Origin of the sequence: Ochrobactrum sp. AN78 (assembly GCF_029909885.1) — a bacterium.
GTDB classification, from domain to species: domain Bacteria; phylum Pseudomonadota; class Alphaproteobacteria; order Rhizobiales; family Rhizobiaceae; genus Brucella; species Brucella quorumnocens.
This window is the reverse complement of record NZ_JASAMU010000001.1, coordinates 419,733-442,446: the sequence shown is the minus strand read 5'-3', so window position 1 is coordinate 442,446 and position 22,714 is coordinate 419,733. Positions and strand designations below refer to the sequence as shown.

Here is a 22,714-nt window from a genome sequence, read left to right as displayed (position 1 = left end):
CTTGCGGACCCGCACAGCTAAATTATGCGGCAAATGATTTTATTAAATCAGACTGAGTTCAGTATTTTCACTGAGGCGAGATCGCCTTGATTAAAATCAACTATACTCAAATGCATCGCAGTTTCATGCGATAAATAACAATAAATATAAGAAAGTTCGCGGGTGCCGATTTAGTGAGATGGAGGGCAATGCTGACAGCACCCGCTGACTGTCGACAGTACAACATTGCAAAAGATCGCGCTGGTGCGCTCGACAGATCCCTAAACAACTTGAGATTTAATTCGGAAAGTTTAGCCGGGACGTCGCTTTAGGTTGGGCCTCGACGTCCCGGGCCGTCAGTTCTGGTGGAACCTGACAACGAGCGATCATTAGCACCCGGTCATGACCGCTTTCTTTGATCTAAATCAATAAGATAATAATTATATGCAATCACACCCACTATTTTGGTGAGCGGCACTTACCCCAGCTCTTCTTTAGATAGGACGACACGCTTTTAAGCTTGGGATCAGACAAAAAGCCCTGCCGAAACAGAATACTGCCTTTGACCTCTGGGATCGCGTCATTGATATCGAGTTGGCGTTTGATTTCGTCCACGCCATTGCCGGCACCCCATTCAGGCTCAGACTTCGCAGAAGTACCCGCGCGATAAAGCGCCATGCCGATATAAAGATCGGTCTTTGTGCCCTTGACGGTATCCGCCCACCATTTCACGATAGGGCCATAGGGCACATCTTTACGCCCTGACGACCAATAGACCTGCGGCGCAATATAGTCGATCAGGCCGTCTCTCACCCAGGCGCGTGTATCGGCAAAATCACCATCATAGTTGGTTTTGCCCGCCCGCGTCGGCGAACCTCGAGGATCATCGATCTGATTGCGCCAGACGCCGCCGGGGCTGATACCAAAGCGGACATGTGGCTTGATCGTTTTGATCTTGTGCGAAATTTCCTGCACCAGCGTATAGGTATTGAAGCGCCGCCAGTCATGTTTGCTGGAGAACCGCGTCCCAAAACGTTTGAATGTTTTGTCGTCTTTGAGCGGTGAGCCTTGCGTTTCGTAATAGAAATAGTCATCGAACTGTATGCCATCGACATCATATTTCTGAACGACTTCGGCCGTGATATTCGTCACCCACTGGCGCACATCCGGAATACCCGGATCAAGCACATAACGATCCGCAGATATAGCCACCCAGCCTGGATTGGTTTTATAGACGCTGGGCGGAGAATCGTCGGCAGAGTTTTTCAGTTCTTTCCGCGTTGCTGGTCGCACATCCATCGAAACGCGATAAGGATTGAGCCATGCATGCAGCTCGATCCCGCGCTTATGCGCTTCCGCAATTGCAAAGCGAAGTGGATCGAAGCCCGGATCTTTTCCGAGCGTACCCGTGAGATAAGACGACCACGGCAGATACTCCGATTTATAGAAAGCATCGGCAGCAGGAGAGACCTGAAAAATCATGGCATTGATGCCATGCTCCGACGCCTCATCAAACATCCGCACCAGCTCTTTTTTCTGACGCTCTACCCGTTCGGAATCATCTTCAATGAGAGTGGAAGCCCGCGACGGCCAATCGAGATTAAGAACAGTTGCAATCCAGCTCGCATGAAACGTATCGCAATCAAGTGGCATGGATTACAGAATTCCCGTTCTATACGTGTAGTGAGGCCATATTCGGTTTGATATGATCAATTCACTACCTATTTTAAATTTGCATAAAGTCAAAGCGAGGGCACGATGTATAAGAATATCCTGATCACAACTGATGGTTCGGAATTTGCGGAACGCGGTCTCATTCATGGTTTTGATACCGCGAAGGCCATGGGTAGCAAGGTAACCGTGATTACGGTGACCGCTCCCTATTCAATTTCCGGACTTCCTGGTGGTTTTACGGATAGCCCCGAATTCATCGAACGATTTGAAGAAGAGTGGAATGATTACGCCGATAAGGCGCTCTCTCGTGCACGCGAGCTCGCGGTCGAAGCGGGCGTTGAAATCCATACTTTGCACGTCGTTGCTCATCATCCTGCAACATCCATCATCGAAACGACCAAAGAGCTGCGTAACGATCTGATCGTCATGGCGTCCCATGGCCGTCGCGGGTTGAAAGGCATGTTGCTTGGAAGCCAGACCTATGAGGTCGTAACGCGCAGCTCAATTCCTGTGCTGGTCGTGCGCTAAAACTCAGCTTGCCTGATGACCGGTGGCGCTTTCAATATCAACGCGGAAAAAGACGGGGTCCAACTTGCGCTGCTCTCCGCCACCGGTGATGGTTTTAGTATAGGCAGGCTCCCACCATGTCGGCTCGTTGGCCATCATATTGACGATGGCCGCCTTCTCTTCTTCGCGGATGATTTCCCGATAATGCCCGTTCACCACCACGCTGCGCCATTGGGTGCGCGAAACAATATGATCGAAGAGAATGCAGACAGCTGCATTCTTCCGCATTGCCTCGGTCTTCTGCCCGTCAGTTGTGAATGAGTAAAGCGAGCCCCCACTGAACCGAAACCCGAGGGGCACAACGTAAGGCCGGTTATCGAGAACATAACCCAGCCGCCCAACCTGCGTATGCTGGATCATATCGCGGATATCAAGTTCCGACATTTCTTTGATTATCATGGCAGGCGTCCCTCGTTCGGCTAATCCATCGATAGATTACTATAGGGTAGCGATTGGGCTTTGACTGCAATCAAAACTAGATATTCAGACGAATAAGCGTCCTTCGGCAATCTTAACTGCCGTCCCGCCAATGCGCGCGCCGGTTAATGCGCCTTTGGTAACATCTAGCTCAAGGCGAATGCGCGATGGACGCCCCATCTCCATGCCCTGTTCGATCCACCATTGCGAACTGCCGTCAACCGGCTTGTCCTTGGCCAAAATCATCCCGGCAAAAGCAGCAGCTGCGGAACCTGTCGCCGGATCTTCATAAACATTCGCGCCCGTCACGAACATGCGCGCATGATAATTGCTATCGAACAAAATTGTCTCGCGACAATAAACATAAATCGGCAGCGGGCGCTCCGCGACATGTGGCAGGCTTTCGCTAACATAAACCGGATCGATCGAAACTTTAGCAGCAGCGATCAGATTATGTACCGGAACCAGAAGATAAGGCGTGCCTGCACTCCAGACGGCAGGCACATGATTCTCGAAACCGATTTCATGTGTGCCCAGTCCGATTGCGGCGGCTGCTTCCTCTTTCTCAATCTTTATATCAAGCTTTTCCGGCAGGCGTGGCAGATCAAATTCGGCAAAGGCGCTATTCTCACCCAGAATAACGCCGCAGCGAACTACACCGACCTTTTCTTCCAGTGTTACCAGGCGATCAGACTCATCGCCCGTTTTGCGATGTCGCGCTAGTGATACGGCAGCGCCCACTGTTGGATGTCCGGCAAAGGGAAGTTCGTAGTCCGGCGTGAAAATACGCACAGCAGCTTCATGAACCGGATTTTCGGGTGGAAAGATGAAGACCGTTTCGGACAAATTGAATTCGCGCGCAATGGCCTGCATGCGCGCATCCGTCAGCCCCTCACTGTCGTGAACAACAGCCAATGGATTTCCAGCCAGAGCCTTATCGGCGAAAACGTCGAAAATCTCGTAATAACGGCCGGCACTGGCAGCTTCGGTCATCTTTAAATTCTCCCTCACATCGGTCGATGATAGTCCGCGAGCATAGCCAATTTCGCCGCCCTGTCATCTGTCAGAACCAACCTCACTGTTGATTATTAAAATGCCAATCAGCAAATGCTCGAACATAGGACGGCGTCGCCTCCCCCATGGCACCTGATCGCGTCACGGGAATGATTTCAGCAAGCTCTGGTTCAGCCTGCTTGGCGATATTATCTTTAATCCGTTTCAGCAATTCAGCGGTAGGCACATCAAAATAATAACGCCGGAAAAGCGCAATGCTACCATCGGCGGTAACAAGATGGGTTTTCGGCTCGACCTTCGCATAGCCAAGCTCCATCCCAGTCTCTTCAAAGACTTCGCGTGCCATGTTGGTTTCATAATTGACTCTGTCACCGACAATATCGTGGTCGTCGATAGAACCGGCGGGAAAGTAAATGCGACCTGCCACGGCGTTATGTGCGCTCATGCGCGCAGCAATCAGATGCCCCTCGGCAGAGACCATGATGCCAACACCAAAAATATGCCAAGGCTTTTCGGTTACAAGATCACCGCGCCAATACATCAGCGTTGCAAAACTGGTACGTCTGAAACTCGCTTTAAAAACCCGATCATCAAGATGCGCTTCAGGCGCCAGATAAATCTCGCCATCGAACAGCCTTGGGTTGGCAGCAACCGCCTTTCTCCAGTTTTCAGCAATGGCAGGCTTGTTGTGCTCGGTATAAAAAAGAGGATCAGGCAGAACCCTGACATCGACACGATCAATTTCATAGATCGTGTTTTCTTTCACCTGCTGCATCAGTTGCCTCATTTTCAAACGATGTTCAACGTCACGGCCACGGGACAATGATCGCTGGCCTTGGGCCGGTCCCATCCGGCGCGCGGATAGCGTTCAACATCTTGTCCTGGCGGGAAAATGGTGCGCCATGGCTGTCCACGCCGAATAATCTGTGGAATGGCACTCTCGTTCTTGTTCGCAAATGACGGCGAGGCCAGAATGTAATCGAGCTGGCAAAGGTGCCGTTCTTGCGGCCCCCGTGTGTGATAGAGCGTCCATCGATCCATGACCGGGCGGCGTTCAACCAAATTGACGGCAAAGCCATCAGTGAGCAGCGTATCGAGCGCGCTTACTTCTTCCGTAAATGGAGTAAACTGATACCCATTCCACTCATCACCATCTATGACGATCCGTTCGCGATAATCGTTGAAATCGCCACAGATGAGCCAGCGCTTATCAGCCGTCTGCCCCACCCCGAACTTGTCTTCGATGATCCGCCTGATCGCAAGCGTTTCGGCCTGTCGTACAGGCAATGATGCCGTTCGCCCATCGAAACCGTTGCGCGCGCCGCCCATAGATTTCAGATGGACCACAAACAATGACAAAGGCTTGCCACCAATTCGCATATCAAGATTGAGACAATCGCGCTTGAAGATGCGGTCGTGCGGTTCCAGCCCCAGTTCGGCCAGCACCGGCTGGTAAAGTTCCAGATCATTATAGGTCAGATGTGCGTGGCTCGTGACTTGAGTGATCTCGATGGGTTGACCATCGCGCGTGGTGTCGCGCGCCATAACCGCCACATCAATACCGCGACTGTCATTGCCGTCAATTAGATATTTGTTGCGGTAGCCCTGGCCAATCATCTTGAAAAGATAGCCATATTCAAAGGCATTGAGTGCCGCGAGATTATCGACTTCCTGCAGACAGAGGATATCGGCTCGAGCTTCAGCAATAGCCAACGCCGTCATCTGGCGCGTATCATCTGCATGGGCGACGGCACGCGCCTGCTCCAGCAAACGGTATTGCGTTTCATCGCCAATTTCGAACAATTTGAGCGAACGGTCCTGATGCAATTCATTGCGAAAGCCGGAAAAATCAAACCGGCGCATCAGATTTTCGACATTAAATGTGGCTATCGTAAACATGCCTGCGCAATCTCGCGACTTGCGTTATGATTGGCAAGAACTTCTTTTCCAAATCTGGCGATCTTGATGATTTTCTGCCGAACAATCCCCATATGAAAAGAAGCAATAAGGATGGAATACGATGATGGGTAAGATTTGGCGTGTGGCGCTTTGTTCGGGCCTGTTTGCAGCGAGCCTTATCGGCAACGCTGCGGCGATTGAACTGCGGAAAACACCCTATCTACCGTCCTTACAGCCCAGCAAGCCGCCGATCATGGGATCTATGCCGCGCTCGTATCAGCCAAAAGCCGGCTCGAGTAAATGTTATGGCGTGGGCTGTCGCGACAGTGGCAATTATATTTCGCGCGAAGGCATCCCGATCTATAAGAATGGCGACCCTCTTCAGGTGCGTCCGTCCAACCGCAAGCCGGTGACGACGTTCGGGCCCAGCAGCAACCACATCCAGTGGTGCTCGAACCGCTATCGCAGCTATCGTACCTCCGACAATACCTACCAGCCGCTGGCAGGACCGCGTTCAGGCTGTAACTCGCCATTTCAATAAAACAAAAAGGCCGGAGAAAACTCCGGCCTTGTTGTACTTACTAGGCAGCTTCCGATTTGGAATGCGTGCGGATCAGACGACCGAGGCGCATGATGCCCTCATCGATCATTTCGTCATTTGCACAAGAATAGCTCAGACGCAGCGTGTTCGCGCCAGTACCATCGGCAAAGAATGCTTTGCCGGGAACGAAAGCCACTTTTTCGCTTTCAATCGACGCTGCGAGCAATGCCGCGCCATCCATCCCCTTGGGCAACGTGACCCAGATGAACATGCCGCCTTCTGGCTTGGTCCAGTCAGTGCCTTCCGGCATATATTTGGCCAATGCTTCCAGCATTTTGTCACGGCGATGTTTGTAAACACCATGAAGCTTCGCAACCTGCTTGTCGAAGCCACGCGACGCCACATGGTAAATAGCAATCTGGTTGATCGTCGACGAATGCAGATCAGCTGCCTGCTTCATCAAGACCAGCTTGCGGATGACCGACTGTGAGGCGACCACATAGCCAACGCGCAAGCCCGGTGCCAGCGTCTTGGAGAATGAACCGCAGTAGATGGTGCGGGTCTTTTCAATGTCGCCACCATTACGCGCAATATCGAGCGAAAGGATCGGCGAAATCGCTTCTCCATTGTAACGCAAATACTGGTAGGCAGCGTCTTCGATGATCGGAACATTGAGTTCATCCGCATCGGCCAACAGCTTTTCGCGGCCTGCGAGATTAACGGTCTCACCGGTCGGATTGCTGAAATCTGCTGAGAGATAAGCAAACTTGACCTGACCGCCTGCCTTTTCAGCCATCTGCTGATAGGACGCAGGCGTGCGGTTGCCATTCATCGAAAGAATATCATAGGTCGGCTCATAGGCATTGAAAGCCTGCAGCGCGCCAAGATAGGTCGGGGCTGTCACCAATGCCGTGTCATTTGGCGAGATGAACAGCTTGCCGAGGTAATCGAGCGCCTGCTGCGAACCGGATGTGATGAAAACATTGTCCTCGGTGCAAGGAATGCCGATTTTGGCAAGCTCGCTCACCAGCCATGTGCGCAGCGGCTTATATCCTTCCGACACAGAATATTGCAGCGCTGCATTGGCTTCAGGGCCGCCAAAGATATCCTTATAGGCGGTCTGGAATTCGTCATGCGGGAACAATGCAGGATCGGGGATGCCGCCAGCAAAGGAAATAATATCCGGGCGTTCCAGCAATTTCAGAAGTTCACGGATTTCCGAAGCGCGCATACGTTTCGAGCGCGTTGCAAATACAGTTTCCCAGTCCAGCACGGGAAATCTCCTCAATTCGTTTGAAGGCAAAGCCTCCTCAAACTTCACCAGATAAAGGTGAAGCGATAGCGCAAATTTCAGCCGACGAGAACACCTCTTTCCATGCTCACATGGAATAAAGATATTCAGAATTGTTTTGGCTTAACCGCGCACAAAACATAAATCCTCTAGCCATTTGACGATCTTTTCGTGCGCAAAACTTCGCGCCAAGAAATTCAAATGTCTTTCATGTGCTAAAGGGGCGTAAGAAACGCCCCTTTTTTTAATCTGATCTTAGAACGCTCGAAATCTAATGAGATTCAGACTTCTGGCCGACTCAATGACCAAAATCTGAATGCCTCAGATTTTTAGTTACGTTCTTTGTCGACCAGCTTGTTCTTGCCAATCCATGGCATCATGCCACGGAGTTTTGCGCCAACTTCTTCGATCTGGTGAGCATCGTTCATGCGACGGATACCCTTGAAGCGAGCTGCACCAGCCTTGTATTCCTGCATCCAATCGGACGTGAACTTACCAGTCTGAATGTCGTGCAGAACGCGCTTCATTTCTGCCTTGGTTTCAGCAGTGATGATACGAGGACCAGATACGTATTCGCCCCACTCAGCAGTGTTGGAGATCGAATAGTTCATGTTGGCGATACCGCCTTCATAGATCAGGTCAACGATCAGTTTCACTTCGTGCAAGCACTCGAAGTACGCCATTTCTGGTGCATAACCAGCTTCCACAAGGGTTTCAAAGCCAGCGCGGATCAGTTCAACCAGACCGCCGCAAAGAACAACCTGCTCACCGAAAAGATCGGTTTCGCACTCTTCCTTGAAGGTGGTTTCGATAACGCCCGAACGACCGCCGCCAACGCCCGAAGCGTAGGACAGAGCCAGATCATGTGCATTGCCCGAAGCATCCTGATGGATAGCGATCAGGCAAGGAACGCCGCCGCCCTTCTGGTATTCGCCGCGAACGGTATGGCCCGGGCCCTTTGGCGCGATCATCACAACGTCGGTTGTCTTCTTAGGCTCGATCAAACCGTAGTGAACATTGAGGCCGTGTGCGAAAGCAATCGCGGCACCGTCACGCAGGTTGTTGTGGATGTGTTCCTTATAGATTTCAGCCTGCAATTCGTCAGGCGTCGCCATCATCAGAAGGTCGCCCCACTTGGCAGCATCTGCAACGCTGAGAACTTCAAAGCCATCAGCCTCAGCTTTTTTTACAGTCGGGGAATCGAGGCGCAGCGCAATACGCACATTCTTGGCACCAGAATCCTTGAGGTTAAGCGCATGGGCGCGACCCTGGCTGCCATAGCCGACGATAACGACGTTCTTCGACTTGATCAGGTTAACGTCTGCATCGCGATCGTAATATACGCGCATTTCCATATTCCCTTCATTCAGATTGTTTTTCAGATTGCTCTGTGGCCTTCTCTCGTCGGCCGTTGGTTTATGCCCCGTAAAGAGCGAAAAACTGCTTTGTGGCGCGCCGAGCGTCCCGGATAACCACTTCGTCAGTCAGTTCCAGCCGGTCGCCAAGCAGCAACCGGATCTGCATGTCCCGGACGACAAGTCCGAAAAACGCACGAAATGCTTCGTCAATATCGTCAAAAGCCAGAAGCTTTGCTTCCTGTCCCATTTCGAGGATCGGCTTGAGACGCTTCGCCATCGCAACCGGGCCGTTGGCGAGAACGATGTCCCCCAAGGCCGACTTACCCGATGCCGTATGGCTCACAGCCAGACGGTTCAATGCGATAGATGTCGGACCCGACAGCACAAGCAGCCAGTCACGCGCAAAATGTTCAAGGCTGGAGAACAACGATTCCGCATCAAGTTTCTCGCGCGCCACAGGCACGACACGTACCTTCGATGCCTGCCAGCGCACCATTGCTGTGAGCAGACCATCACGATCACCAAACCATTTATAGAGGCTTTCCTTGGAGCAATTAGCGGCACGCGCAATGCTCGCCGTTGTCAAAGCGCGGTCCCCACCTTCGACAAGAAGGCGTAACGCCTGCTCCAGAACATCGTTCTGACGCGGCGAAAAAGACGGCTGCTTCTGAGCCTGCAATTCGTCGCTTTTATCAGTCACGGATCAATCCCTCCACCTTGTACCGTACGGTACGGTTCCGTTTATTAATCCTTGCTTGAGAGGCCGTCAAGCAGGATTTTTCACGATGAACGAAGATTTTAGAAATGTGATCCCCGTGTTGCGGCGAGCACTTTGTCAGCAACAGGAAAGAAGCCAACAAATTCAAAAAGAAAGGGCGCCTTCCGGAATCAAATTCTCAGAAGACGCCCTTTGAAATTTAAGAAGAGTGCGGCTCGCAGTCTTAAAGATTTACCTGCGTTCCAATCTCCACTACGCGGCCCGTTGGAATCTGGAAGTATTCCGTCGCATCAGATGCAGTACGGGCAAGCAGGATAAAGAGCTTATCCTGCCATAGCGGCAAACCAGAATGTGCCGACGCCTTCAACCAACGGCGAGACAAGAAGAAAGATGTCGTCATGATATCAAACTTCCAGCCAAGCTTGCGACACAGGCCGAGCGCGCGCGGAATATTAGGCTGCTGCATATAGCCAAACGTCAACGTCACCTGCATGAAACGCTCATTATATTGCGAAACACGCGCGCGATCGGCGCTCGAAACCCAAGGCTTGGAAGCTGTGACGACCGTCAGGATGACGTTGTTTTGATGCAAAACCTTATAGTGCTTGAGGCTATGCATTAGCGCTGTTGGCGCACTCTTTGGATCGCCCGTTAAAAAAACCGCCGTTCCTGGAACGATGGTCGGTGGACGTTTGTTCATCTGCTCAACAATGAGATCGAGCGGCACTTCAGCCTTGCGGGTTTTCTGGAACAAGTGGCGGGTACCGCGCACCCAAGTCCACATGATGATGACCAGAATGAGCGCGAAGGTAATCGATGCCCAGCCGCCTTCATGCACCTTGATGATATTGGCGCTGAAGAACATGATATCGATGACGAGAAAGCCCAGGATCAACGGCAGCGCACGGCTCACGCGCCAATTCCAGATGCGCGTCATGACAAAATAGAGCAGCCCTGTCGTGACCAGCATATTGCCGGTTACAGCGATACCGTAAGCGGACGCGAGATTATTGGACTTCTCAAAGCCAAGCACCAGAATGATAACAGTCAAGCCCAGCAGGAGATTGACGCGCGGAATATAGATCTGCCCGTGCAGCTTCTCCGAAGTATGCTGGATTTCGAGACGGGGCAGAATGTTGAGCTGGACGGCCTGACGAGCCACCGAAAACGCACCGCTGATAACCGCCTGACTGGCGATTACGGTTGCAGCCGTTGCCAGCAACACCATTGGCCAGAGCGCAAATTCTGGCATCATCTGGAAGAATGGTAATGCTGCAGCTTCGCCATGCGAAAGCACGAAGGCCGCCTGCCCGAAATAGTTGAGCAGCAGGCATGGGAACACGATCCACAGCCAAGCCCGCACAATCGGCTTGCGTCCGAAATGCCCCAAGTCCGCATAAAGCGCCTCTGCACCAGTCATGGCAAGGAAGACCGCGCCAACCGTAATGAATGCCACGCCAGGGCTGACCACGAGAAACCGCAGCGCGTAATAAGGATTGAGCGCCGCCATCACTGTGGGGTCGTCAAAAATATGCCAAAGACCGGACGCACCAAGCGCCAGAAACCAGACTGCCATGATCGGACCAAAAACGATGGCGACCTTGCCTGTTCCGTACTTCTGAATGGAGAATAGCACAACGAGAATAACCACAGTGATGGGAACCACAAACGGCGTCATGTGAGGTGCAACAATCTGCACGCCTTCCACTGCGGAAAGCACCGAAATCGCAGGCGTGATGACGGCATCGCCAAAAAACAGCGCTGCTCCGCAAATACCGGCAGCCAGAATGACGTCGGGCCGCCCTTTCAAGGCAGCCCGTACCAAAGCCATCAGAGAGAGAATGCCGCCTTCGCCATTATTGTCGGCGCGCAGCACGAAAATCACATATTTGACCGTAACAACGAGCAAAAGCGCCCAGAAGATGAGAGAAACAACACCAAGAATGTCACTTCTGGAGAGAAACCCATCCGAGGTTGCCGCATGTAGTGCTTCACGAAAAGCGTAGATCGGGCTTGTGCCGATATCGCCATAGACAACGCCCAGCGCGCCAAGGACCAGCGTCTTCATGCTATCGTGAGAGTGGTCGTTTTCTTCGGAAACCATTGCGCTTTCAGGAGAAACACCAACCGGCAGCGTGTTCTGAGAACCCGACAGTGCATCTCCTGCGACTGACGTGTTCTTATCTGGTTGCTCGCTGCTCATATGCAGACACCTCGCAAGGTCGTAAGTATCGGGATGGAATATCAGAGCGTGTGAGAATTAAACAAACCGTCCACAGCTAGGGAATACACGATAGCTGTAAAAAGTTCCCACACCAATTGGCGATCAGCCATATGTTTGACGTGTCAAAGTTAAACTCTTTATAGAAAAGTAATCTGCACCGGCACACTGGCGCGGAACACGAACTGCGGAAAACTTCATGTATGCTTCCCTCAAACGATCCAGCGCGCCCCCAGCGCATGTATATCAGGCGGGCGGTCTATATCTTGTCGCGCCCGCGCACAAATGCAGATTTCGCAAGGCTTCGCTCCGAGCCATGCGCTCAATGCACTGCCTACCCGGCCAGTGGATTGAGTTTGACGTTTGAATCCCGACCAACACAAATGCTGTTTCAAACGTCAAATTCGTAAAGACCACTAGATTCAAATACTTGCTAGTGGCCTTTTTGATTCTGACATTTGTTTAACGCCTGCCTCAAGGGATGCAAATGTCGGAATCAGACCGCTAATGCACCTATATAACGGCTAACAGTGACAGGCATGCCGTACATTAAAGCATCTGCCGTGAGTCCATGACCGATAGAAACTTCACTAAGCTGCGGCACATGCTTGACCAGCGCGGGCAGGTTTTCAACTGTCAGATCATGCCCTGCATTGATTGCAAGCCCAAGTGCCGAGGCAGCAGCTGCTGCCTTACCAAGACGGCTCAGCTCTCGTGCTGCAGCCGCTGGATCGTCATAAGTCGCACCATATGGGCCGGTATAAAGTTCAATTCGGTCTGCACCGATGGCCTTTGCCTTGTCATAGCCAAGCGGGTCAGGGTCAGCAAATAGAGAAACGCGCATACCGTTTGACTTCAAACGCTGGATGATTGGGGAAAGAAAATCAGCTTTGGTCTCGAAGTCCCAACCATGGTCAGACGTCGCCTGCATCGGATCATCGGGAACCAATGTCACTTGCTCTGGCTGATGCTTTTCCACGAGTTCAAGAAAGGCTTCCGTGGGAAAACCTTCAATATTAAACTCAGCCTGCGGATATTCATCGTCGATCAAAGCACGAATATCGCCAAGATCGGAAAAACGGATATGTCGCTGATCAGGGCGCGGATGCACGGTCAACCCAGCTGCTCCGGCAGCAAGGGCAGCGCGCCCCAGCCCGGTGACACTTGGCCAGGGTAGATCACGCCGGTTGCGCAACATGGCTATGGCGTTGAGATTGACGGACAGTTTTGCAGGCATAGAGCTTCGCCCCCTCAAATCAGGATATGGCTTTATATCGCCTGCCGGTAAAAAATGTGAGTGTTTTCCGGTCGCACCCTGCACGCAATCCCCAACAGCCGTCATTGCTGTATTTTTCGCAAGCCCGCCGCAACTTTTGCGCATCCAAAAGCGTTTGAACATGAGAAATAAAGCATTTCCAGCAAAAGTGTGAAGCGGTTTTGCGTCGGATAATGCGTAAAAACAAATAATTGGAGCAGTTTCAACGATCCGGTCTTCTGGAAACACTCCAAATCATGACGTCAGGTCAAACAAAACATTCAGGAAGTGGAGGTTATCGATGCGCAATGAAGACATTCCTGTCATTCGACGCATTCCCACCAGTCGTGAAGATGTATTTGCCTTCGCAATTGAGGGACATCTCAATGATGCGGCACTTGAGAACCTCTATGGCCTTCTCGATGCCGCCTATGAAGGGCATGACGAAATCGACCTTCTCATCCGACTAACCGGCTATGAAGGGGTCGATTGGGGCTCAGCATTCTCCGAAAGCATGCTGTCCATGCGCGCAAAATCGCTAAGACATCTGCGCCGTTACGCGATCGTCGGCGGACCATTGTGGATACAAGCCAGCGTCACACTCATGCAGCCATTTCTCTCAATAGAAATGCGAACATTTGAAGCCGAAGACGAGCCAGAAGCCTGGAAATGGCTCGATGCGGAACCCAATGAGCAGTGATTACTTGACGATAGTCAGCTGCTCGGCTGCTCGGGTGATGGCGGTGTAAAGCCAACGCTCGCGCGTATCACGAAAGGCGTAGCTTTCGTCGAAAAGCACGACATTGTCCCATTGCGAACCCTGCGCCTTATGCACAGTCAACGCATAGCCATAATCGAAATCGTCAAAGCGCTTCTTCGTCTGCCAGGGAATTTCGGCATCCGGGTCCTCAAACTGGGCCTTGAGAAGCTTGATCTTGGCAACGCCACGATCTTCATCTTCTGGCGAAACCAGCAGGTTGATACCAGGCTTCACCGTCTCCTTGGATGAAGTCATCACCTTCCAGAGCGATCCATTCAACAATCCCTTGGCCGGATCATTGCGCAAGCAAACCAACTTGTCGCCAGCCTGCGGATATTCGGCAGTAAAGCCTTTCAGCTCGCGTAACCGCTGATTATAGCGCTTGCGGGTGCGGTTGGTGCCGACAAGCACCTGATCGGCAGAAAGAACCAAATCCTGATTGACTTCCGACTTGGAAATGACCTTTGCCCGTCCCTCATCGCAATAATTGAGTTCCCTGCCCTCGCGCACATCGAGCGCCATGCGAATGATCGGGTTGTCACGTGCCTGACGGTGAATTTCAGTCAGCAGGAAATCCGGGTCATGCTCCGTAAAGAACCCACCACCAGAAATCGGAGGCAGCTGTCCTGGATCACCCAGCACCAGAATAGGCGTGCCAAAGGTCATCAGATCGCGACCGAGCTGTTCGTCAACCATTGAGCACTCATCCACAACGATAAGTGCGGCCTTGGCAACAGGGCTTTGGCGGTTGAGTGAAAAGGTCGGTGATATCGATGTCTTGCCCGTGGTTTCATCTTCCACGGCTTCTTCACCACGCGGGCGATAGATCAGCGAATGAAGCGTGCGCGCATTGTTCGCGCCCTTTGAGCGGAGAACCTGCGCGGCTTTGCCGGTGAATGCCGCAAACTGCACATCACCGTCGACATGTTCGGCAAAATAACGCGCGAGCGTCGTCTTACCCGTACCTGCATAGCCAAACAGCCTGAAGATCGGGGAGCGCCCTTCCTTCAGCCACTTTCCGACGGCCTTCAAGGCCTGATCCTGCTCCGGTGAAAACTGCATCCGTTGTTCAGACAGGATTCGCCGCACAAGAGCAAGCGCGAAGGAGAACAAACCAGCATCAAAACTTTGACATTACCCGGTTTCGCGTAAATCTGGATTACATCAATACATCCTAATAAATATCAAATTTAATCTATGCTACCAAGTAATAGTAAGGTGAAAAAATGAAATTGAATCAATTTTCACTATAATTTAATTATTAGAATCAAATAGTATTTATATAAAGGAGTATAGCCATGATGCTTGTTGTTTTTGCAACTTTGGCACTTTCATTGATTTTCGCGTGGTTCGGACGTCAGTCCGTCGCAATCTTCCTTGTTATCGTTTGCCTCGCATTGGGCGTTAAACAATTTCTCTGGGAAATATACAGCCCTGATTACGGATTCCGAATGCCTTGGCTCCAGACACAGGTCATTGAGCAACTTCAGCTGCATCAGCTCGCATATGACTTGACGCCAATCACACAAGTGCATGGAGAAGCAGCATGAGCACTTTCAGATTAGATCATGATATTGCTGACGCTAAACTGCCTGCAGCGCTTCTTTATATTTATCTTCTCGGGATGATGGCGGTCGTTGCAGCTATTCTTACCGCAGCAATGATACTTCAATATGCCAATGGCGAAATACCGTGCCCGCTATGCCTTCTGCAACGCGTTGCCATGTTTGGTGTCTGCTTTGGCATCATCCTGCAGTTCCGTCACGGCTTCTCGTATCGCAATACTGGCCTGAGCATGATTTTCTCGCTGTTCCTGCTGATTGTATCGGTGCGTCAGACATTACTCGACATCTATCCACGTCCTGGGCATGAATATATCGGCAGCGCGGTCTTCGGACTTCATATGCCGGTTTGGTCAGTTCTTATAGCAGTGGCACTTTTGATTGCTTTTGCTTTTCAGCTCATTGTCTGGGGCAGCAATGTTCAATGGCAACAGAAGCCTTTGGCAGCATTTCCACTGCTTCGCACTCTTGCGACAGTTTTGAGCCTCTATGTTATCGCAATTGGAGTGATCAACTTCGTCTCGGTCGGCGTTCAGTGCGGTGTGAATGAATGCCACACTTTTGGTTACGCACTTCTCAAATAGGAAAAAGACAGCGGCTCGGAATTATACGAGCCGCTGATCCTGCCTATTTGCTCACCAGCGCAGCAAATTTATCGAGATCGACGTTACCGCCGCTGACAATAACGCCAATTCGCTTACCCTTCAGCATTGGTGCCACTTGCAGCGCACCCGCAAAAGCAAGACAGCCCGTCGGCTCAACAATCATTTTCATCCGGCTCGCAAAGAACTTCATTCCCTGTACCAGTTCATCGTCGCTGACGGCGAGGATGTCCCGGACTGTGTCGCGGATGACAGCAAAGGTCATATCGCCCAAGGCCTGTGTCTGAGCACCATCCGCCAATGTCTTTGGCACATCGATATGCACGATTTTTCCCGAACGGAACGATTGCTGACCATCATTACCTGCTTGCGGTTCGACGCCATAAACATCGCATGATGGTGAAAGCGCCTTGGCAGCCAAAGCAGACCCTGCAAGCAAACCTCCGCCACCCAGACAAACAAACAGCGCATCCAGTTGCCCAACTTCTTCGATCAGTTCCTTCGTCGCAGTACCCTGACCAGCAATGATATCAGGATGATTGAACGGAGGAATGAGCGTTAGCCCGCCTTCGTCAGCAAGCTTATTTGAAAGCGCATCGCGATCCTCAGTGTAACGGTTGTAAGTGACGACCTTTGCGCCATATCCCCTCGTGGCATCCAGCTTTGCCGCCGGAGCATCCTCAGGCATGATAATGGTCGCGCCAATACCCAACAGTTTGGCAGCAAGCGCGATTGCCTGCGCATGATTGCCGGAAGAAAATGCCAGAACGCCACGTTCCTTTTGCTCATCATTGAAACGAGACAAGGCATTGAATGCGCCACGGAATTTGAATGCGCCTATGCGCTGAAAGTTCTCGCATTTAAAAAAGAACTGTGCGCCGGTTTCGCGATCAATTGTTGAAGAGGTGAATACCGGTGTGCGGTGCGCATGCCCGTCAATTTGTCTGGCAGCTGAAACCACATCGTCATAGGTCGGAAGCATAGACATAGTTCACCTCTTCAAAGCGCATCCCGAAAAGTGTGAAATGCTTTTCTGATAAGATGCGCGTAAAATAAAACGTTACATCGTCATTTTAACATCGGCCACAAGCTCAGAATGAGCAGCAAAGCCATGGTAAGATTAAACCATTTCAATCGAACGGGATCGGAAAGCCAGTTGCGCAGCAAAGTGCCGAAACCTGCCCACACGGATACACTCGGCAAATTGACAATCGCGAAAGCGGCGCTCACCAGAAGTACAGCTACGTAGTAATTGTCATGGTTGGCATAAGTGGCGATACCGGTAATCGCCATCACCCAGGCTTTCGGGTTCACCCACTGAAATGCAGCCGCCTGAAAGAATGTCATCGGCTCGCCGCTATCGCTATTTCTGGACTCACCAATCGAGCGCGACGTAGCAATTTTCCAGGCGAGATAAAGCATGTAGGCGCCGCCGGCAAACTTAAGCGACGTATAAAACGACGGCACCGTTTCGATCAGTGCGCCCAGACCAAAGCCAACCGCCAGCAACAGAATGAAAAAACCTACACCTATTCCCAGCATATGCGGAATTGTGCGCCGAAAACCAAAGTTCACCCCTGATGCGAGCAGCATCAGATTGTTGGGACCGGGCGTAACCGACGAGACAAATGCAAACACGAGAAGCGCAAGGAAGATTTCAAGAGACATTAGTTTGACCTGATTTATAGAGACAAATTAGCTCAATAAAAAACCGGCACAATCGAAACATTGTGCCGGTTTTAACCGATATTGTCTCGATCTGACTTGCTTCTTATAGCCCCTGAGGACCGCGGTTCATCGCGGCCACGCCGGTTCGGCAAATCTCCACCAGACCGAGCGGTTTCATCAGCGAAATGAACTGATCGATCTTGGCGGTCTTACCGGTAATCTCGACAATAAAATGCTCTGTCGTCGCATCAACGATCTTGGCGTTGAAGGCATCGGTCAAACGCAACGTTTCCGCACGTGCTTCGCCCTTGCCCGCCACCTTGATCAGAGCAAGCTCACGTTCAATTGGACGTTCATGGCCGAGCTCAACAGCGCGGTGGGTCATATCAACCACGCGATGCACCGGAACGATACGCTCGAGCTGATGACGGATCTGATCAAGCACATTTGGCGTGCCGCGCGTAACGATTGTAATGCGCGACAGGTGCTGCTCGTGCTCGGTTTCAGAAACCGTAAGGCTTTCGATGTTGTAGCCACGACCTGAAAACAAGCCGATGACGCGAGCAAGGACGCCCGGCTCATTGTCAACGAGAACGGAAAGCGTATGGGTTTCCGGTGTTTGCGTATCCGCCGCAATGAAATATGCCGAGCCGGATGCTAGATTTTGTGCGTTCATTTTCTTATCTCCGGGTCAGACTAGGGCGCGGCCCTTGGCGTCAATGGCGTTAGCAACGGCTTCATCGGTCGCTTCATCAGGCAGCAGCATTTCATTATGTGCCTTGCCGGATGGGATCATCGGGAAGCAGTTGGCGAGATTGGCAACGCGGCAATCAAAAATGACCGGCTTTTTGATCTCGATCATTTCCATGATCGCATCATCGAGCTGAGCTGGTTTATCGCAACGTATGCCATGCGCACCATAGGCCTCTGCAAGCTTCACGAAGTCAGGCATTGCTTCGGTGTAGGAATGCGACAAGCGGTTGCCGTGCAACAACTGCTGCCATTGGCGTACCATGCCCATATACTGGTTGTTCAGGATGAAGATCTTGATCGGAGCTTCAAACTGGATCGCAGCCGACATTTCCTGAATGCACATCTGGATCGATGCATCACCCGCAATATCGATAACCAGTGCATCAGGATGCGCTATCTGCACGCCAAGTGCAGCAGGCAGGCCATAGCCCATCGTGCCCAAACCACCCGATGTCATCCAACGGTTCGGCTCATCAAATTCCATGAACTGGGCAGCCCACATCTGATGCTGGCCAACTTCAGTGGTGATGTAGGTATTACGGCCCTTGGTCAGTTCATTCAGACGTTCCAACGCATATTGCGGCATGATGACGTCTTTGTTCGGCGCATAAGCCAGTGAGTTGCGCGCACGCCAGCGGTCGATCTGCTCCCACCAGGCACCAATTGCCTTCTTCTCCGGCTTCTTGTCGGATGCGCGGAACTGGCGAACGATATCTTCTAGAACATGCGCGACATCACCGATGATCGGAACATCAACCCGAACATTCTTGTTGATCGAAGATGGGTCGATATCGATGTGAATCTTGCGCGAATGCGGGGCAAAAGCGTTGAGGCGGCCGGTGATACGGTCGTCAAAACGTGCACCAACACACAGCATAACATCGCAATCATGCATAGTCATGTTGGCTTCGTATGTACCATGCATACCCAGCATGCCGAGCCAGTTCTTGCCCGATGCCGGATAGGCACCCAATCCCATCAAGGTCGAGGTAATTGGGAAATTGCTGATTTCAACCAGTTCGCGCAGCAGCTTTGTTGCGGCAGGACCAGAATTGATAACGCCACCGCCCGAATAGATAATTGGCTTCTTGGCAGTCAGCAGCATTTCAACCGCTTGTGCGATCGCCGACTTGTCGCCTTCAACTGTCGGGCGATAGCTGGTGCGCGGAGTTGTTTGCGGTGGCGTATAGATACCGGTTGCAAACTGAATGTCCTTAGGAATATCGACCAGAACCGGACCCGGACGACCCGTGGAAGCGATATGGAAAGCTTCGTGAAGAACGCGCGAGAGGTCATTAACGTCGCGAACCAGCCAGTTATGTTTGGTGCAAGGACGCGTGATGCCAACGGTATCGGCTTCCTGAAAACCATCAGAACCGATGAGCGATGTTGGAACCTGACCGGAAATGCAGACCAGCGGGATGGAATCCATCAACGCATCCTGCAATGGCGTCACTGCATTTGTGGCCCCAGGACCGGATGTAACCAGCATAACGCCAACCTTGCCGGTTGAACGGGCGTAGCCTTCAGCCGCATGACCTGCACCCTGTTCGTGGCGAACCAGAATGTGCTGAACCTTGTCCTGCTGGAAGAGTTCGTCATAGATCGGCAGCACAGCGCCACCCGGATAGCCAAAAAGATGTTCCACGCCATGATCGATCATAGCCTGAACCACCATTTCTGCACCGGTCATTTCGCGTTGCCCTGCGGAGATCGTCGCCGCCTCGCTTTTTGCTGCCGTCATCGTCGTCACTTCCCGTCTGCTTTACATATTCAATTTCGTTGGTGTTTAGATAACAAAAAAGGCCCCCGAGGGAGCCTGTCTTTCGCGCATGGGAGCTTTCGCCGGATGGTTACACCATCCTGCCCATGCGCATTCGTACCACAAGAATAAGAGCTGTTCTGTTCATGGTCGGGAGACTAATCAGCGAAAATCGCGCCGTCAACGCATAAATTCATCAAGCGCGATATTTTCTTCTGTCAAAGCCCCTTTCTCGATAAGATTATTGCCTATCAAGCGCTTCAGCACCGGAATTATACGTATTCCAGCTATCATCCAGCTGATTACGGAACCATGTCGATTGCCGCTTAGCATATTGTCGAGTGGCGATAACGGAGCGCTCAATGGCTGCTTCACGTGTCATCTCGCAGGCAAAGAATGCCGCGATCTCACGCACGCCGATTGCCTTCATCGCTGGCAGTGCCGGATCAAGATCAAGCGCCATCAATGCGCGCACTTCATCAAGCGCACCGTGATCCCACATGAAATTGAAGCGTAGGGCAATCCGCTCACCCAACCACTTGCGATCAGGCAACAGCACGATCTTGGTCGCGCTCGCATCGTCTACCAGCGCCGTGCCCGTCGCCTTCTGCCAGTGTAGTAGAGACTTGCCGGTCCCTTCAAACACTTCCAATGCGCGAACGATACGCTGACTATCGGTCGGTCGGAGCGTCGCCGCTATCTCAGGATCACGCTCCTTGAGCATCACGTGAAGGGCCTCCGCCCCCTCTTCGCTCATCCGGCCGCGCCAATGATCGCGTATATTAGCAGGCACTTCCGGCATTTGAGAAAGCCCGCCCAGCAGCGCCTTAAAATAGAGCCCCGTACCGCCGATAAAAATTGGCACCCGCCCCTTGAGATCAGAACGCGATAGCAGGGCCTCCACATCGGCGAACCATTTGCCGGTGGAATAGGAAATGGATGGGGCCACGTGCCCATAAAGATAATGCTCAGCCTCACGCAACTCATCAGATTGCGGGCGTGCACTCAACAGGTCGAGCACATCATAAACCTGCATGGAATCGGCATTCACGATGAAGCCGCCAGTTTTCTTTGCCATATGAAGAGCAAGAGCCGACTTGCCGCTGGCCGTCGGGCCAGCTATCAGGATTGCATCCTTTGCCGCTTCACTCATCGCAGGAAATGCTCCTCATGTCCCGATCCGTTTCCCTCATTGCTACACTGGTTGCCAATCCGGCCAAAACGCTGCTTGTTCCATCGCTGGGGATTAAAGCCTCGGCCGCAGTAAATGCAACCGGACTTTATTGGCTGGCTGACGGCATCGCCTGCGACATACCACTTGCCTCGGGCATCACCCGCGAAGAAGCAGAAAACACACTGCGCGCTTCTCTCGGTGGTGCGCCTGTCGATGTGGTGGTGCAGGAACAGGATAGCCGACGCAAGAAAATTCTGATTGCGGACATGGATTCCACCATGATCCAGCAGGAATGCATCGACGAGCTGGCCGAAGAAGCTGGCCTGCGTGAGCACGTTGCAGCCATCACCGCGCGCGCCATGAACGGCGAGATCGAGTTCGAGCCAGCACTTCGTGAACGCGTTGCTCTGCTTAAGGGCTTGCCACTGTCGGTCATCGACAAGGTTATCTCCACCCGCATCTCACTAATGCCAGGTGGTGTTGAACTGGTGCGTACCATGCGCAAGCACGGCGCATATACCGCGCTAGTGTCCGGGGGCTTTACCTCGTTTACACGGCGCGTTGCGGAAATGATCGGCTTTAATGAAGACCGCGCTAACACGCTCCTTCACGATGGCGCACATTTGAGCGGCAGCGTTTCCGATCCGATCCTTGGGCGCGAAGCGAAAGTTGAAAAGCTCCTTGAAATCGCCGATCGTCTCGGTCTTACGCCACAGGACGCAATTGCGGTGGGTGATGGTGCCAACGACCTTGGCATGATCCAACTTGCAGGCACAGGCGTTGCCCTTCATGCAAAACCTGCAGTCGCAGCTCAGGCCAAGGTACGCATTGACCATGGCGATCTGACCGCCCTCCTCTATATCCAGGGCTATCGCAAATCGGATTTCGTTGAATGATCATCTTGGAAACGCCTCGCCTCACTATCCGTAATTGGGAAGATCGTGACCGTGAACTGCTTCACGTAATCAACTCCGATGATGAGGTAATGCGTTTCTTTCCGTTCCGCCGCAATCGTGCTGAATCGGATAAGCTGTTCGAGCTTCTTCAAACCATGATCGCAGAAACCGGCTTGGGCTTTTACGCTCTCGAAGAAAAACAAAGCGGACAATGCATCGGCTTTGCGGGGCTGGCACGCACCGATCTGGAACCATATTTCCCAAACGACACTGTGGAAATTGGCTGGCGTCTCGCGCGGCCATTCTGGGGCAAAGGCTATGTGACGGAAGCAGGCAAAGCGCTGCTTGCTTATGCCTTCGAAGCATTAGAACTGCCTGAAGTCGTGTCCTTCGCGGTCTTCAACAACGACCGCTCGACATCAGTCATGCAGCGCATCAACATGGTTCGCGATGCGGCCAGCGACTTCGATCATCCGCGCGTGCCGGACGAGACGCCACATCTCAAGCGCCATGTCGTTTACCGGATCGGCAAGCCTGCGAAGACTGAATCGCACTCGTAACGGAATCCCATAAGCGATTCAGAACACAAACAAAAAAGGCGTT

23 protein-coding genes are annotated in these 22,714 nt (G+C 52.2%); 7 read left to right on the top strand and 16 right to left on the bottom strand.

Annotated features, from left to right (window positions below):
- Nucleotides 1-438: 438 nt before the first annotated feature.
- Nucleotides 439-1,632, bottom strand: a complete 1,194-nt coding sequence (locus QBD00_RS02105) for a glycoside hydrolase family 10 protein (RefSeq protein ID WP_318578540.1) — start codon at nt 1,630-1,632, stop codon at nt 439-441.
- A gap of 105 nt (nt 1,633-1,737) precedes the next feature.
- Here QBD00_RS02105 and QBD00_RS02100 point away from each other — a divergent pair, with 105 nt between their 5' ends.
- Nucleotides 1,738-2,181, top strand: coding sequence for a universal stress protein (locus QBD00_RS02100; protein WP_095446914.1), 444 nt, complete (start codon nt 1,738-1,740; stop codon nt 2,179-2,181).
- 3 nt (nt 2,182-2,184) lie between these two features.
- On the opposite strand, the gene QBD00_RS02095 is transcribed toward QBD00_RS02100, so the two are convergent.
- The 4 genes from QBD00_RS02095 to QBD00_RS02080 form a co-directional block, all read right to left on the bottom strand.
- A complete protein-coding gene (locus QBD00_RS02095) occupies nt 2,185-2,619 on the bottom strand; it encodes a pyridoxamine 5'-phosphate oxidase family protein (protein WP_095446915.1) in 435 nt (144 codons plus the stop codon).
- Nucleotides 2,620-2,703: 84 nt separating this feature from the next.
- Nucleotides 2,704-3,630, bottom strand: a complete 927-nt coding sequence (locus QBD00_RS02090) for a PhzF family phenazine biosynthesis protein (protein WP_095446916.1) — start codon at nt 3,628-3,630, stop codon at nt 2,704-2,706.
- Nucleotides 3,631-3,712: 82 nt separating this feature from the next.
- A complete protein-coding gene (locus QBD00_RS02085) occupies nt 3,713-4,426 on the bottom strand; it encodes an NUDIX hydrolase (RefSeq protein ID WP_318578539.1) in 714 nt (237 codons plus the stop codon).
- 14 nt (nt 4,427-4,440) lie between these two features.
- A complete protein-coding gene (locus tag QBD00_RS02080) occupies nt 4,441-5,550 on the bottom strand; it encodes an endonuclease/exonuclease/phosphatase family protein (RefSeq protein ID WP_264233493.1) in 1,110 nt (369 codons plus the stop codon).
- 121 nt (nt 5,551-5,671) lie between these two features.
- Here QBD00_RS02080 and QBD00_RS02075 point away from each other — a divergent pair, with 121 nt between their 5' ends.
- Nucleotides 5,672-6,091: a BA14K family protein gene (locus QBD00_RS02075; RefSeq protein WP_095446919.1), complete on the top strand. Its 420-nt coding sequence runs from the start codon at nt 5,672-5,674 to the stop codon at nt 6,089-6,091.
- Nucleotides 6,092-6,131: 40 nt separating this feature from the next.
- Here the strand turns inward: QBD00_RS02075 and QBD00_RS02070 are convergent, their stop codons facing one another.
- From QBD00_RS02070 to QBD00_RS02050, 5 genes are all read right to left on the bottom strand, one after another.
- On the bottom strand, nt 6,132-7,364 hold the full coding sequence (locus tag QBD00_RS02070) for a PLP-dependent aminotransferase family protein (RefSeq protein ID WP_095446920.1): 1,233 nt from the start codon (nt 7,362-7,364) through the stop codon (nt 6,132-6,134).
- Between the two features lie 347 nt (nt 7,365-7,711).
- Nucleotides 7,712-8,731 carry a ketol-acid reductoisomerase gene (gene ilvC, locus QBD00_RS02065; RefSeq protein WP_134154970.1) on the bottom strand — a complete coding sequence of 340 codons (1,020 nt, stop codon included), beginning with the start codon at nt 8,729-8,731 and terminating at the stop codon, nt 7,712-7,714.
- A 67-nt stretch (nt 8,732-8,798) separates the two neighbouring features.
- Nucleotides 8,799-9,440 carry a TetR/AcrR family transcriptional regulator gene (locus QBD00_RS02060; RefSeq protein WP_007875688.1) on the bottom strand — a complete coding sequence of 214 codons (642 nt, stop codon included), beginning with the start codon at nt 9,438-9,440 and terminating at the stop codon, nt 8,799-8,801.
- Between the two features lie 241 nt (nt 9,441-9,681).
- Nucleotides 9,682-11,562, bottom strand: a complete 1,881-nt coding sequence (locus tag QBD00_RS02055) for a potassium transporter Kup (protein WP_167388311.1) — start codon at nt 11,560-11,562, stop codon at nt 9,682-9,684.
- A 613-nt stretch (nt 11,563-12,175) separates the two neighbouring features.
- A complete protein-coding gene (locus tag QBD00_RS02050; protein ID WP_095447924.1) occupies nt 12,176-12,916 on the bottom strand; it encodes a pyridoxine 5'-phosphate synthase in 741 nt (246 codons plus the stop codon).
- A gap of 319 nt (nt 12,917-13,235) precedes the next feature.
- On the opposite strand from QBD00_RS02050, the gene QBD00_RS02045 reads away from it, so the two are divergent.
- Complete coding sequence (locus tag QBD00_RS02045) at nt 13,236-13,634, top strand: STAS/SEC14 domain-containing protein (protein WP_318578538.1); 399 nt, start codon at nt 13,236-13,238, stop codon at nt 13,632-13,634.
- Here the strand turns inward: QBD00_RS02045 and QBD00_RS02040 are convergent, their stop codons facing one another.
- Nucleotides 13,635-14,756: an ATP-dependent DNA helicase gene (locus QBD00_RS02040; RefSeq protein ID WP_264233484.1), complete on the bottom strand. Its 1,122-nt coding sequence runs from the start codon at nt 14,754-14,756 to the stop codon at nt 13,635-13,637.
- A 236-nt stretch (nt 14,757-14,992) separates the two neighbouring features.
- Between QBD00_RS02040 and QBD00_RS02035 the strand changes: the two genes are divergently transcribed.
- Nucleotides 14,993-15,244 carry a hypothetical protein gene (locus QBD00_RS02035; RefSeq protein WP_264233482.1) on the top strand — a complete coding sequence of 84 codons (252 nt, stop codon included), beginning with the start codon at nt 14,993-14,995 and terminating at the stop codon, nt 15,242-15,244.
- Nucleotides 15,241-15,840 (top strand): disulfide bond formation protein B, encoded by a 600-nt coding sequence (locus QBD00_RS02030; protein ID WP_318578537.1) that lies wholly within the window; start codon nt 15,241-15,243, stop codon nt 15,838-15,840. The genes QBD00_RS02035 and QBD00_RS02030 overlap by 4 nt, the downstream gene beginning before the upstream one ends.
- 43 nt (nt 15,841-15,883) lie before the next feature.
- Here the strand turns inward: QBD00_RS02030 and QBD00_RS02025 are convergent, their stop codons facing one another.
- From QBD00_RS02025 to miaA, 5 genes are all read right to left on the bottom strand, one after another.
- Nucleotides 15,884-16,846 (bottom strand): threo-3-hydroxy-L-aspartate ammonia-lyase, encoded by a 963-nt coding sequence (locus QBD00_RS02025; RefSeq protein WP_318578536.1) that lies wholly within the window; start codon nt 16,844-16,846, stop codon nt 15,884-15,886.
- 80 nt (nt 16,847-16,926) lie between these two features.
- Nucleotides 16,927-17,526, bottom strand: a complete 600-nt coding sequence (locus tag QBD00_RS02020) for a LysE family translocator (protein WP_318578535.1) — start codon at nt 17,524-17,526, stop codon at nt 16,927-16,929.
- Nucleotides 17,527-17,629: 103 nt separating this feature from the next.
- The gene (ilvN, locus tag QBD00_RS02015; RefSeq protein ID WP_007875697.1) at nt 17,630-18,202 is read right to left on the bottom strand and encodes an acetolactate synthase small subunit; all 573 of its coding nucleotides are present in this window, start codon (nt 18,200-18,202) and stop codon (nt 17,630-17,632) included.
- A 15-nt stretch (nt 18,203-18,217) separates the two neighbouring features.
- Nucleotides 18,218-20,023, bottom strand: coding sequence for an acetolactate synthase 3 large subunit (locus QBD00_RS02010; protein WP_191793743.1), 1,806 nt, complete (start codon nt 20,021-20,023; stop codon nt 18,218-18,220).
- 259 nt (nt 20,024-20,282) lie between these two features.
- Nucleotides 20,283-21,194, bottom strand: a complete 912-nt coding sequence (miaA, locus tag QBD00_RS02005; RefSeq protein WP_318578534.1) for a tRNA (adenosine(37)-N6)-dimethylallyltransferase MiaA — start codon at nt 21,192-21,194, stop codon at nt 20,283-20,285.
- A 17-nt stretch (nt 21,195-21,211) separates the two neighbouring features.
- Between miaA and serB the strand changes: the two genes are divergently transcribed.
- On the top strand, nt 21,212-22,111 hold the full coding sequence (gene serB / locus QBD00_RS02000) for a phosphoserine phosphatase SerB (protein ID WP_318578533.1): 900 nt from the start codon (nt 21,212-21,214) through the stop codon (nt 22,109-22,111).
- Nucleotides 22,108-22,671 (top strand): GNAT family N-acetyltransferase, encoded by a 564-nt coding sequence (locus tag QBD00_RS01995; protein WP_318578532.1) that lies wholly within the window; start codon nt 22,108-22,110, stop codon nt 22,669-22,671. Before serB ends, QBD00_RS01995 begins: the two co-directional genes overlap by 4 nt.
- Nucleotides 22,672-22,714: the final 43 nt, after the last annotated feature.